This is a genomic window from Acinetobacter sp. AC1-2 (assembly GCF_016124155.1).
Classification (GTDB): domain Bacteria; phylum Pseudomonadota; class Gammaproteobacteria; order Pseudomonadales; family Moraxellaceae; genus Acinetobacter; species Acinetobacter calcoaceticus.
Map to the genome: position 1 here is coordinate 801,893 of NZ_JABFFO010000001.1, position 12,680 is coordinate 814,572.

Here is a 12,680-nt window from a genome sequence, read left to right on the forward strand (position 1 = left end):
TTTAGCTTTTTTGTCTATAAATTATATTTTTAACAATTTTTACTCAGGCAGTATGTCGCTCATCTACTAAATCCCCAAAAAAGAACCAACTTTAACTGTTATGTTAGCAGAAGAAGTACCTGCACAGATTATGGCGAGAGCTACTCAGATTAAGTGATATAAGCACTATTAAAACAGATTGTTGAATAGTATTTAATTTAAAAAAAGGGAGAATTAATATTCTCCCTTTTTTTAAATTATGAAATGGTCACAATTTTTTCTTCTACTTTTTTCTTAACGATTGCATAGCTTATTCCTGTAACGATACTACCTGCAGCAATTGCAGCAAGATATAACCAAGCATGGTTAATTGCATTTGGAATTAAAAGAACAAATACACCGCCGTGAGGAGTCACTAATTCACAATGGAATAGTGCAACAAGTGCGCCAGTTACTGCGCCACCTAAAATACAAGTCGGAATAACGCGCATTGGGTCTTTAGCTGCAAAGGGAATAGCACCCTCGGAAATAAAACATAACCCTAATACGAAAGCAGCTTTTCCGGCATCTTTCTCTCCTGTACTAAATTTATTTTTAGCCACGAAAGTCGCTATAGCCATACCAATAGCAGGGACCATACCGCCCGCCATTGTTGCTGCCATAGGCATATAGGTATTTGTTGTCAATAATCCGACAGTAAAAGCGTAGGCTGCCTTATTGATTGGGCCACCTAAATCGATACACATCATGCTTGCTAATATAATTCCCATTAACACAGCATTTGTTGTACCCATATTATTTAGGAAGTCTTTCATGAGCTCGAAAATATGTGCTACAGGCTGTCCAACCACATAGAACATAATAAGGCCAACAAATAATGTACCTAATAAAGGAATAATTAAAATCGGTTTAAGTGCTTCTAGACTAGTAGGAAGTTTGAGTTTTTTTGCAATAAAAAGTGCGATATAGCCCGCAAGGAAACCTGAAACGATGCCGCCTAAAAAGCCTGCTTGTAATTGAGAGGCGAGTAAGCCGCCGATTAAGCCAGGTGCGAGGCCAGGGCGATCAGCAATGGAGTAGGCAATATAACCCGATAACATCGGGACCATGAGGATAAATGCAGCGGCCCCAATTTGTTTTAATATGGCTGGTAAACTGCCTGCTTGCTCAGCAGCATTTAAGCCAAAGCATAGGGATAGGGCAATTAGAAGACCACCAGCTACCACCATAGGTAACATATAAGAAACACCTGTTAAGAGATGTTTATATACGCCAACTTTTTCGGTTTTATCCTTGTTCTCTGCTGATGTTTGTTGTTTACCTTGATCTAGAACTTGTGCATTACTAATCGCGTCAGCAAAGGCTTTATCTGTTTGCTTTAATGCAAAACCAGTACCGCATCGGTAAACACGTTTGCCTACAAAACGGTCTGTATTAACTTCAATGTCAGTAGCAAGAATCACGATGTCCGCTGCAGCAATAGCTTGAGCTGATAAAATATTTTTTGCACCCACAGAACCTTGTGTTTCTACTTCAATTTCATAACCAAGTTTTTCTGCACCTTGTTGTAATGCTTCAGCAGCCATAAAGGTATGGGCAACACCTGTAGGGCACGCAGTGATTGCAACAAATTTAGTCGCTTTATTTGGCGATGGCGTATTATCACTCTGCCAATCTTGAGCTGGCTTTAAATTATCTAAGCCAGCTTGAAAAGCTGAATGAGCATCATTTTTGATTTCTTCAATGCTAATTAAAGATAAAGGGTGTGTACCAAAAATATTAAGATTTTTCGGACGTTGTCCAATAACAATGATTTGATCAAAGTTTTGATTTTCTTCGAATTCATCGAGCGAAATTATATTATTTTCGTAACCCTGTTGGGATGCTACCTGTGCAAGCTTTCGAGCTAAAATCAAAGCATTGACTTGCTGTTGCGGACTATTAATGACAAATAATAAATGTTTAGCAGTTGGCATCAGATTCACTCAATGAATTGATTGTAGTTTGGGCTTTTAATTGGTTTAGCATTTCAGCATTTGGAATACGAAAGCCAATTTGTGTTACAGCATGGCTCGCAATTGCAGTAGCCGTTTTCAATGTTTCTTCGGCAGAGAAGTTATTTATTAAGCCGTGAATCATGCCAGCTAAAAGAGAGTCGCCCGCACCAACGGTACTTTTAACTATCACTTTAGGGGCTTGGGCATGTAGTGGATGTGTTTCATGTAGCCAGTTTACACCGTCTTCACCCATCGAAATAACGACATGCTCAATTTTAGCTAAATTTTTAAAAAGCTCTTTTTGCTGGACATAGGTTGCGGCAGGAAGCTGATAGCTTTCTACTAACTCATCGGTGTTTGGTTTAATCATCCATGGTTGGCATGCAATTGCAGCGACTAAGGCTTTACCACTTGTATCAAGGGCAACTTTTTTACCATGTTTTTGAATGAGCTTAATAAGCTTTTGAAACTCATCAATACTAAAACCTTGTGGAAGACTACCAGCAATAGCAACGACTTCTACTTGCGGCAAAATCATTTCGATTTTTTGGAATAGATTCTTTTTATCCAGTTCAGATACTAAAAATCCTTTTCCATTTAAATCGGTCATACGGCCGGAATGTTCAGCAATTTTTATATTCTGGCGCGTTTCACCCTCAACATAAATAAATTCAGATTGAAATTGAACTTGCTCAAAATGTGTATCAAAAATCTGTCGATTACTAGTTCCTAGAAAACCTGAAACAATAACATCATGTTCTAAATCTTTTAAAACTTGTGCAACATTTAGCCCTTTTCCAGCAGCATGAATCTCTACAGATTCTTGGCGATTTACTTCACCTATCTGCAACTCATTGAGTTGTATCGTGACATCAATTGCAGGATTTAAAGTAATTGTTAAAATTTTAGCCATTACCATTCCTAATCTTTACAGTTCTTGTTCGGATAACTGACGTACAGCAGGGGCGCTATCACATTCAAGTGCACGCTGTGCAAGTATTTGAGCTTGGCTGTAGTTTAGTGTACGAATCTGTGCTTTTACCAAGGCAATACTATTCGGTGACATACTGAGTTCATCTACACCTAATCCCATAAGAATAGGTACAGCTTTTGGATCAGCTGCTAGTTCACCGCATATTCCTACCCATTTGCCATGTTTGTGTGCAGCTTTTACTGTTTGATCAATCAATTGCAAAATACTTGGATGAAGACCATCTGCTTCAGCAGAGAGGATAGGATGGCCACGGTCAATGGCTAAGGTATATTGAGTTAAGTCATTTGTTCCAATGCTGAAAAAGTCCACTTCTTGCGCAAGAATAGGGGCAAGTAATGCGGCAGAAGGAACTTCTATCATAATGCCAACTTGTAAGTTCGCACATGTATATGCAGCTTTTACTTCATCAAGAATTGCTTTAGCAGCACGCCATTCCTCTACACGGCCAATCATTGGGAACATGATTCGTAAAGGACGGTCATCTGCTGCTTTAAGCAAAGCAGTAAGCTGTTGACGTAATAGCTCAGGTCGTCTTAAGGTTAAGCGAATGCCTCTTAGTCCTAAAAACGGATTTTCTTCTTCCGCAATTGGTAGGTAAGGCAGAGGTTTATCACCTCCTACATCTAAAGTGCGTACTACGAGAGGACGACCAGCAAGTGCATCTAAGACAACCCGATAATCTGCTTCTTGGGCTGCCTCATTTGGGGCGCTGCTATGAGCCATAAAAACAAGCTCTGTTCTAAGCAGGCCAATTGCTTCCGCGCCACATTCTACTGCGTGGGCTGTGGCTTGAACTTTTCCTAAATTGGCTGCAATTTCGATCTGATGTTGATCTAGAGTAATCGCAGGTTCTTGGCAGTGGCGTTCAGCCTCTTCACGAATTTTTTGTTGAAGCTCACGTTCTTGTTTTGCGTGTTCGATTTGTTGAGCAGTTGGATCTAAAACGAAAGCTCCCGTGTCTCCATTAATTAGAAGAGAGCTTTTCTGCTCAATATCTAATACTTGATCACCAGCACCAACAATTGCAGGAATACCTAAAGCACGCGCAACAATAGCACTATGGGCACTAGCACCGCCCACAGCTGTTAAAATACCAGCAACACGATCTTTATTAAGGCGAGCCACATCACTTGGCCCCACATCATACATAATTAGGATATAAGGCTCTTTAGGTTCTTCGATGATAACTTCACCACAGAGTTGAGCCAAAACTCGCTCACCAATATCACGTAAATCTGTAGCACGTTCAGCCAGTAAACGGTCTGGTAAAGCCGCTTGCTCTTTAGCTGCTGCTTCAATATGTTCATGCCAAGCAGCAGGGGCAGAAAGATTTAAGTTAATCTTTTGATAAACACCATTAATGAGATCGGGGTCATCAAGCATTTCCAAATGTGCTTGGAATATTTGTTTAATTTCAGAAGCTTCAGATTTCGCAATAACTTGGTGAATATTGTTTTTAACTGCATGAAGAGCAATATCAAGTTTCTCTTTCTCAGCTTTAACACTTAAACCCATACGTTCATATTGATAAACTTTAGGTTTAATTACATGTACTGGGCCAAAAGCTAAACCACTAGAAGCTGGAATACCTGTATTTGTACTCAATGTTTTTGGTAATGATGTTACTGTTTGAGGTGTTTGGTCTTCTTTGGTATGTGAAGAGAGTAGCGGTTCAATTTCTTCCCCTAAGCCTTGTTGTACTGCCAAAATTACTTTATCTAAAGCTTCTACTGCATCTGTTCCCGGTTCTGCAATGAAACGTAAAGTTTGACCTCGTTTACATCCTAAAGCCAATAAGCGAGTCAAACTCTTAGCTGAAACAAAACTACCTTCATCTACTGCGACTTGAATATCACCTTGAAAAGTTTTTGTTAAGTTAACTAAATGAGTCGCGGGTCTGGCATGTAATCCATGTGCATTGGCCAATACAACTGAACGGTTTGGCCAATCGGGAATCACTTCCGCACCAATAATTTTAGCAATTTCATTTGGTGCTTGGGTTTGATCTAATTGAGCAACTTGTTCTGGATTAAATAAAATATCAATCAGCCGATTAAATCTTTGGCTATCTAACTGATCATTTGCAGCAACACAGACTAAAGTATTTAGTTTCTGCCCGTTTAAATCTAAAGGATGACGTGGTTTTACAATACTAATAGCTGGTTGTTGAACAAACTGTTTACTAGAAACAGACCAGATCTGGTCTTGCAACTGAATGACTTGCTCTGGAGCTAGAGAACTTAAAAAACCACATTTTACGAAATTCTGTTTTTTAAGCACTTGAGTTGCTGCCCAAAACAAATCTTCAATATCTTGAGCTTCAATTTCTGTTTGAATTAAATTTTCATGTAGTGTTAAAGATAATGGTTGAGCTTGTAATAGTTCAATAATTTGTTCAGGTTGTGATGCATTTTTTACTTGTTCACTTACGTCGTGCATTAACGCTCTAGTTAATATTTGTAATACTTGTAAATGTTCATCGGATTTTGCTGCAATAACAACAGCTAAATAAATCGTATTTTCCCCATCCCATATTATTCCTTGTGGAAAATGGGCTAACCGAATACCAGTTTTTAAAATAAATTCTCGTGACTGAGGCGTCCCATGAGGGATTGCAATTCCCTGACCTAAATAGGTCGCACTTTGCTGTTCACGGTTGATAAGTCCTGTTATATAGTCAGGAGTAACCAACCCATCTTTCACTAATATATCTACTAGACACTGTAATGCATGTTGTTTATCAACAGCATGTTGATTCATATGAATATGTTGAGGCTCTAGTGCTAGCATAATTATCCTTGAACAATTTCTTTGGCTTTAGCTAAAACAGAAAAAAAGAAGCTGTTTGTATTAAAATAGGTTAGTTTAACCGTTTTTAAACAACAGCTTCAGATAAATTACCATAGCAGAACTTTAAAGCTATATCGACGTATTTACGTAAAAAAATGCTCGTTTTTAATACAAAGAAGTGAATGTTGAATATATTTTACTTTCTTATGATAACTATAAATTTAATAAGATTATTTTATAAAAGAGAAGGGCGTTTTAATAATAAAAAAAACCTCTAAACCGGATTACTGGTATAGAGGCAAAAAGTAACTGATGAATTGAAAATTAGTATTGAATTTCTTGCTCTAAAAGAGGCCAGATCTTTTGATGTGATTTTTTAAACATTAACATGTGTCCGATTGATTTATATCCGAGTTTTAGAGGGTTTAGTTCTAGCATTTTAGTAGATGCATTAGGATATAAACTTAATAATTCTTCAACGTTCTGTTGAGTGGCAATTTCATCGTCACTTGCCCAAATCGAAGTAATCGGGCAGACAATCTCAGTATGAAAGTCATGAAAGACAGTTTTACCAATGGCATTTTTTACATAGCCTGGGTTACTACAAAACTCTCTCCATTGTTGAGCAACTTTTTTAGGCAAGTTTTCACCCATCCCAATAAATTGAGTAGCACCATAACCTTTTAAAGTACTAGAAATTGGAAAAATAACCTTAAACATGACAGGTGCCAGAAACTTGGTTTTACCTTTTAGGCCTTTTACGTTGCCAGTAGAACCTGCTATCGCAACAACTTTTGCTACTTTGCGAAAATTAGGCACAATTCCTAACAGTTGCCCACCAGCACTATGGCCAAGAAGAGTTACTTGTTCTGCTTGTGTTTTTTCTAATAAAGCATCAATTGCACAAGGAATATCAAGCGTTCCCCAATCATTAATACTTGCTTCACTTTGCTTTAAAGGTCCATGCAATGAGTCTCCAATTCCACGGAAATCAAAGCTTAATACTTCATAACCTTGTTTGCTTAACCATGTAGCAAAAGCATGATAAAAATTTTTGGTAATACCAGTGGCTGGGCAAATCAAAACTGGATTGGCTGACTTTTTTGATTGAGCTGGATAAAATTGTGCAGCAAGTTGATAACCATCTTTGCAGGTTATCCAAAATGATTCAAAAGTGTTATCCATAATATTAAGTAATGATTAGCTTGTTGATGACTTTAATTTACATGAGTTCTAAAATGATACTTGATTAAAATGTGACTATAAAGTCAGGATTTATGCTATACAGCTCATTAAATTTTAATAAAACGAATAATTGGGAAAAAGATGGACTTACCAAAAGCTGTACAGTTAGCGATTGTTTTTAGTGGCATATTTTTATGGATAGGAATGTTAACAGGGGTATGGAAATATTGGCAAATACGCCGTTCGGAATTGAGTCGTGCACATTATTATGTGGATATTGCTCATCGAAGTAGCTTACTTTACGCAGCTGCTAGCTTAATTCTTGCTGTGCTAAGTTATTTTACTGTTTTAAGCGAAAATATTACTTTGTGGTGTGTGTTAGCAAATCTCTTGTTTTTTAGTTTTTCAATTTTAGTTTATATCGTACATGGGTACTTACAGGACACGACAAATCAATTTAAACAACCCCATCGGTTAGGTCGTTTTAACCTACCTTCATGGTTAATGTCTTTAATGATGGTTGCATTGATTATTGCTGAATTATTAGCTACAGCTATTTTAGTTATGGGAACAATTTTTTTATTTTTAGGTATATAAAAATGGATGATCACTCATCCATTTTTTTAATCTTACAATTATTGTTGACTAAGACGTCGTTTAGCTAACTTTCGCATCTTATGATCGACAAAGGCCCACAGACAAAATATGAAAGAAACAACCATCGCATACATAAAGTATTCGGGTTTTAAATTTCCTTTGATCATACCTTGAAACAGTAAAGTCAGCATAAGAGCAAGCGGCGTTACTCCATACACAACTGAATCTTTGCTGTTCAGAGTGTTAATGAAGACTTGTTTGTTGAAATGTAATGATAACATCTCCATCCCTCCTTGTGGTGTTACTAAAACCTAATGTTTTAGTCAAGAATTTGTTTTAAGTTTAATGTTGTACTTCTATTTTTCATACAATTCAATAGCGAATAGCAATTTTTTTGAGCAGTTTTATAAAAAACTCTATATTTATAAAAGCTTAAGGTATTAAAAAAGTAAATATTAAATATTTTTGTATGAAATACTTATTCTTTTAGGAAAGAGAGATTATTTAAGTGAAAAGTATAATAATTTCTCTTTCCTATCATTTTATTTTAGCTATTTTGCTTTTTAAAAAATGTGTCAATTGCGTGTTGAGCAATTTCTGCATCTTCAAAAGATTGAACACCTGATACACCAATAGCACCTAAAATTTCACCTTCATAAATAATCGGTTTTCCACCTTCTAGCATCCCTTGAGCGCTGGGCATACTTAAAAAACCAAGACGTCCACTTTGCAGAAGTTCTTCGTAAAACTTTGAGGGTCTACCGGATATTGAAGAGCATTTCGCTTTTTCTAAGCATAGATGTGAACTTAAAGGAGAGGCGCCATCTAAACGTTTCATGAGTAATAGAGAGCTTGTTTCATCAACAATCGCAATGCTGACTTTAAAGTTATGTTCAATTGCATATTTTTGAGCTTCTTCCATTAAAAACTCTGCATCTGCTAATGTTAAGTAATATTTAGTTTTCATTGTTGCTCTTCTTTCCTGAGTAAGCTAAAAATTATTTTAGTGTATTTTTACAGTAAAAATTAATTATATCTATTGTTGATTTGTCATTAAAAGCTAGGGTGGAAATAAAATGCTGGTTGGGTAAACACAGCATTCTATTCAATATATAAAATCATGTTTGGATAAAACTCGATTTCAAAAAAGCCACTAGATTAAATGTTTTTGAATTTAACTTTGTCGATAATTACGGTAATTACAAGAACAACTAAAGATGGGATCAACCATGCTAAGTTTTGTTCATTTAGAGGTAAATGTTGAAGAAATTCAGGTAAATAATTACTGAAACCTGCCACTTTAAGACCATCAATAATACCGAAAATTAAAGCAATACTCGTTACTGAACCGACAATAAAAGAAGGTTTGTGCCAAAATTTCCAAAAAAAGCTCAGCATAATCACCACAATTGCAGGTGGATAGATTGCACTTAAGACAGGTACTGATATAGCAATCAGTTTAGTTAAGCCAAGATTCGAAATAATGAAAGAGAAACCAACTAAAATAAAGACTAAAAGCTTATATGGTAATTTCGTTAACTGAGCAAAGTACTCACCACACGCACAAGTTAAGCCAATTGCTGTAACCATACATGCTAAAAAGATGAGACCAGTTAAGAATAATGAACCCATATTTCCAAAAGCATGTTGTACATATGCATGTAAAATTACTGCGCCATTTGCTGCATTTGGTGCTACTTCATGGCTACCTAAACCTAATTTGAATAAGCTTAAATAAACTAAAGTAAGACCTACACCTGAAATAAGACTGGCAATAATTGCATATTTGGTGACTAACTTTTTATCAGTTACACCGCGAGAGTAAATCGCTTGAATAATAACGATACCAAATACGAGTGCACCTAAGGTATCCATTGTGAGATAACCGTTTACGAAACCCTCGGAAACAGGAGACGCAACGTAATGGTTAATCGGAGCAGGTACGTAACCCGCAGGAATCATAACTGCTGCAATGCCTAAAATTGCTAAAGCAATAATTTTTAGCGGGGCAAGTACATGTCCTACTGTATCCAAAAGCTTGTTTGGATAAAGTGAAACTACAGTTACAAATGAAAAATAGATTGCACTATAGATTAGAAGACTGCTACTTGAGGTTCCAAAATAAGAGGAAAAACCAATTTCATAAGAAACAGTAGCTGTACGTGGGGTAGCAAATAGAGGTCCGACTGATAAATAACAAACAACAGTTAAAATCAGGCTTGCTACTCGACCTAAGGGAGAACTAATAATTTCAATGGATCCCTGCATGCGAGAGAGTGCCATAATGGTAATTACAGGTAAGCCGACAGCCGTAATCAAAAAGCCTAGTGCAGCTAACCAGACATGTTCACCAGCTTGTTGGGCGACGATGGGAGGAAAGATAATATTGCCAGCACCAATAAAAAGGGCAAAGGTCATAAAACCTAAGGCAATAATATCTCCAGTGCGAAGATGTTGCATAAATTAAAAGTGAATAAAAAAGAAGGAATTTTAGAGCAAAAGTAATCATGTTCAAGCGCTAATTTATGTGAAAAAGCTTTTTTTCGGGTGGTTAAAACGATATATGGTGTTATACGCGATTGTTTGGTTAAAGTATGTGCTTGAAAAGGCATTAAAAGGGCAAAAGAACTTCTTTTTAAGTTCTGACTTTTTATAAAAAATATGTAAGAATAAAAAGATAAATTTTTACTGCGAATGCTGGATATTTGAGCATTTTAGGCTTTTGGTCTGACTTATATTCATCCTAAAATATTTTGAATTACCTTAGGTTTTGTAGGGACGGGCATGTTTCTTGTCTGCGAGGATAGAATTGAATGAGAGCTTCTACTGTTACCATTAAAACTGAACAAGATCTGGAAAAATTAAGAATTTCTGGACGCTTGGCTGCGCAAGTTTTAGAAATGATAGAGGCCTATATTAAACCGGGCGTATCTACTGAATATTTAGATAACCTCTGTAATGACTATATTGTAAATAATTTAAAAGTTATTCCTGCTAATGTGGGATATCACGGTTTTACAAAAACGATATGCACTTCAGTCAATGAAGTTGTTTGCCATGGAATACCATCGCCGAATAAAATTTTAAAAGATGGCGATATTATTAATATTGATGTCGCAATTATTAAAGATGGTTATTTTGGTGATACGAGCCGCATGTATTTTGTGGGTAATGTAAATCCACAAGCGAAAAAATTAGTTGATACAACTTATGAAGCGATGGTTGCAGGTATTCATACTGTTAAGCCAGGAGCTACATTAGGTGATATTGGTTATGCTATTCAATCGGTTGCTCACCGAGAAGGCTATAGTATTGTTCGAGAGTACTGTGGACATGGGATTGGTAAGGTCTATCATGAACAACCCAATGTTTTGCACTATGGGCAGCGTGGGCAAGGTTTGGTTTTAAAGAAAGGAATGGTCTTTACCATTGAGCCTATGGTGAATGCAGGTAGGCCGCAAGTGAAAGAGTTAAATGATGGATGGACAGTCATTACTCAAGATCTTTCGTTATCTGCTCAATGGGAACATATGGTTGCAGTAACAGATACTGGCTTTGAACTATTAACACCATGGCCTGAAGGTGTAGGAAATTATCCTGCAATTTAAAAATATAGAAAAAGTTCGATAAATTATCGAACTTTTTTATTTTAACGCTCAGAAAGATGTTCTACTAAATAGTCAATGAATACTCGAACAGCAGGTAGTAATCCTCGGCGTGATGGATATACAGCATGTAATATTCCATGAGGCGCTTTCCAGTCTGGCAATATCTGTAGAAGTTGTCCAGACTTCAGGAAATCTTCTGCTGCACTCTCTGGCAATAATGCGATACCACAGTTCTGACTAGCCAATTGAGCCAACATGTGTATGTTTGTGCCCATTACAATAGGGCTGACTTTGACTTTCTTTTGTTGATTGTCAGGTCCATGCAACATGAATTGTTGATCAAGATGTTCTTCAGATAAACTTAAAATGCGATGTTCACTGAGCTGTTCTGGATTTTTTATATCACCAAACTCATTTAAATATGCCTGACTCGCGAATAAACTTTGTTCTATAAGGGCAAACTGTCTAAGAACCAAACTCGGATCGTCATCTAGCTTTGAGCGAACACGTAAAGCGATATCAATCCCTTCATTAATGACATCCACTCGACGGTTACTGACCATAAGTTGCAAACGAATTTCTGGATATTTTTTTAAGAAAGCAGGTAGGATTTTAGGAAGTTGATTTTGAGCAATATCAACAGGCACACTAACCTTTACCACACCTCTAGGTTGAATACTTAAATGATCAACCAAATCATGAGCAGCTTGTGCAGCATTCATCATGACTTGAGCATGTCTATAAATATCCATTCCAATATCTGTAACGGCAAAATGACGAGAGCTACGTTGGATTAAGCGAACGCCTAAGTTTTCTTCTAAGCTGTACACACGACGACTTAATTTTGATTTTGGTATATCAGTTACACGCTCAGCAGCACTAAAGCCACCATGCTCAACAACGAGAGCAAAACAATAAAAATCATCAAGATCAGTGAGCATTAAAATATCCTATTTCTGCAACAACCATGATTTTACATCATTATTTTTGCAACGATAATTCTTATACTAAATTTTTTGTAAGCAGGAGATAAATTCATTATCTAATTGCTGGAGATAAATTTGAAATTATAATGTAATTACGTTGTAATTTTAATGTGTGTGTTTTAATTGGGTTTATGGGTTGTCTATAGAACTATTAATCAATTTCTTCTACACTATAATTTTTCTCTACTTTTCAAATCTAATGCCTTATCAATTGATAGAACTTAACGATGCCTCTACGAATATTGAGTGCCCATTTTGCAAACAAGCGATAATTGACTGGGCACAAGAACAATACGTTCAGCCATGTGAACATACTTTATTTATTGCTATGGATTTGGGATTCGAATTTGTTGCAGATCGATTTGAAGAGTGCATGAATCAGAGTGTGGATGAGTTACACGAAGATCCAAATATGAATATTTTTGAAGCTCTAACTACGACAGCTTATGAGAATCTGATTGTTTTAAAATCTGATTTAGGTGTGGAGGGTTTATTTCGCTATGTGGGAGTGAGCGATTTTTAAATTTGAGAGCATAAAAAAGCC

Annotated in this window: 11 protein-coding genes; 3 read left to right on the forward strand and 8 right to left on the reverse strand. The window is 36.5% G+C overall.

Annotated features, from left to right (window positions below):
- Positions 1-236: 236 nt before the first annotated feature.
- The 4 genes from HL290_RS03715 to HL290_RS03730 form a co-directional block, all read right to left on the reverse strand.
- The gene (locus HL290_RS03715) at positions 237-1,955 is read right to left on the reverse strand and encodes a fructose-specific PTS transporter subunit EIIC (RefSeq protein ID WP_198495629.1); all 1,719 of its coding nucleotides are present in this window, start codon (positions 1,953-1,955) and stop codon (positions 237-239) included.
- A complete protein-coding gene (pfkB, locus tag HL290_RS03720) occupies positions 1,942-2,889 on the reverse strand; it encodes a 1-phosphofructokinase (RefSeq protein WP_198495630.1) in 948 nt (315 codons plus the stop codon). Before pfkB ends, HL290_RS03715 begins: the two co-directional genes overlap by 14 nt.
- A gap of 15 nt (positions 2,890-2,904) precedes the next feature.
- A complete protein-coding gene (gene ptsP / locus HL290_RS03725; RefSeq protein WP_198495631.1) occupies positions 2,905-5,760 on the reverse strand; it encodes a phosphoenolpyruvate--protein phosphotransferase in 2,856 nt (951 codons plus the stop codon).
- Between the two features lie 324 nt (positions 5,761-6,084).
- Positions 6,085-6,945 (reverse strand): alpha/beta fold hydrolase, encoded by an 861-nt coding sequence (locus HL290_RS03730; RefSeq protein WP_198495632.1) that lies wholly within the window; start codon positions 6,943-6,945, stop codon positions 6,085-6,087.
- 141 nt (positions 6,946-7,086) lie between these two features.
- Between HL290_RS03730 and HL290_RS03735 the strand changes: the two genes are divergently transcribed.
- A complete protein-coding gene (locus HL290_RS03735) occupies positions 7,087-7,542 on the forward strand; it encodes a hypothetical protein (RefSeq protein WP_132069467.1) in 456 nt (151 codons plus the stop codon).
- A gap of 38 nt (positions 7,543-7,580) precedes the next feature.
- On the opposite strand, the gene HL290_RS03740 is transcribed toward HL290_RS03735, so the two are convergent.
- From HL290_RS03740 to brnQ, 3 genes are all read right to left on the reverse strand, one after another.
- Positions 7,581-7,823 (reverse strand): hypothetical protein, encoded by a 243-nt coding sequence (locus HL290_RS03740; RefSeq protein WP_004643085.1) that lies wholly within the window; start codon positions 7,821-7,823, stop codon positions 7,581-7,583.
- A gap of 266 nt (positions 7,824-8,089) precedes the next feature.
- A complete protein-coding gene (locus HL290_RS03745) occupies positions 8,090-8,509 on the reverse strand; it encodes a GlcG/HbpS family heme-binding protein (protein WP_080027261.1) in 420 nt (139 codons plus the stop codon).
- A 191-nt stretch (positions 8,510-8,700) separates the two neighbouring features.
- Positions 8,701-10,002: a branched-chain amino acid transport system II carrier protein gene (gene brnQ / locus HL290_RS03750; protein ID WP_198495633.1), complete on the reverse strand. Its 1,302-nt coding sequence runs from the start codon at positions 10,000-10,002 to the stop codon at positions 8,701-8,703.
- Positions 10,003-10,355: 353 nt separating this feature from the next.
- On the opposite strand from brnQ, the gene map reads away from it, so the two are divergent.
- Positions 10,356-11,150 (forward strand): type I methionyl aminopeptidase, encoded by a 795-nt coding sequence (gene map / locus HL290_RS03755; protein ID WP_017392243.1) that lies wholly within the window; start codon positions 10,356-10,358, stop codon positions 11,148-11,150.
- A gap of 41 nt (positions 11,151-11,191) precedes the next feature.
- Here the strand turns inward: map and HL290_RS03760 are convergent, their stop codons facing one another.
- On the reverse strand, positions 11,192-12,091 hold the full coding sequence (locus HL290_RS03760; protein ID WP_017392244.1) for a LysR family transcriptional regulator: 900 nt from the start codon (positions 12,089-12,091) through the stop codon (positions 11,192-11,194).
- A gap of 244 nt (positions 12,092-12,335) precedes the next feature.
- On the opposite strand from HL290_RS03760, the gene HL290_RS03765 reads away from it, so the two are divergent.
- On the forward strand, positions 12,336-12,659 hold the full coding sequence (locus HL290_RS03765; protein WP_198495634.1) for a hypothetical protein: 324 nt from the start codon (positions 12,336-12,338) through the stop codon (positions 12,657-12,659).
- Positions 12,660-12,680 lie beyond the last annotated feature (21 nt).

Excerpts from the sequence above, each read along its gene's own strand:
- HL290_RS03715 (WP_198495629.1), bottom strand. The coding sequence starts at position 1,955 with ATGCCAACTGCTAAACATTTATTATTTGTCATTAATAGTCCGCAACAG.
- pfkB (WP_198495630.1), bottom strand. The coding sequence starts at position 2,889 with ATGGCTAAAATTTTAACAATTACTTTAAATCCTGCAATTGATGTCACG.
- ptsP (WP_198495631.1), bottom strand. The coding sequence starts at position 5,760 with ATGCTAGCACTAGAGCCTCAACATATTCATATGAATCAACATGCTGTT.
- HL290_RS03730 (WP_198495632.1), bottom strand. The coding sequence starts at position 6,945 with ATGGATAACACTTTTGAATCATTTTGGATAACCTGCAAAGATGGTTAT.
- HL290_RS03735 (WP_132069467.1), top strand. The coding sequence starts at position 7,087 with ATGGACTTACCAAAAGCTGTACAGTTAGCGATTGTTTTTAGTGGCATA.
- HL290_RS03740 (WP_004643085.1), bottom strand. The coding sequence starts at position 7,823 with ATGTTATCATTACATTTCAACAAACAAGTCTTCATTAACACTCTGAAC.
- HL290_RS03745 (WP_080027261.1), bottom strand. The coding sequence starts at position 8,509 with ATGAAAACTAAATATTACTTAACATTAGCAGATGCAGAGTTTTTAATG.
- brnQ (WP_198495633.1), bottom strand. The coding sequence starts at position 10,002 with ATGCAACATCTTCGCACTGGAGATATTATTGCCTTAGGTTTTATGACC.
- map (WP_017392243.1), top strand. The coding sequence starts at position 10,356 with ATGAGAGCTTCTACTGTTACCATTAAAACTGAACAAGATCTGGAAAAA.
- HL290_RS03760 (WP_017392244.1), bottom strand. The coding sequence starts at position 12,091 with ATGCTCACTGATCTTGATGATTTTTATTGTTTTGCTCTCGTTGTTGAG.
- HL290_RS03765 (WP_198495634.1), top strand. The coding sequence starts at position 12,336 with ATGCCTTATCAATTGATAGAACTTAACGATGCCTCTACGAATATTGAG.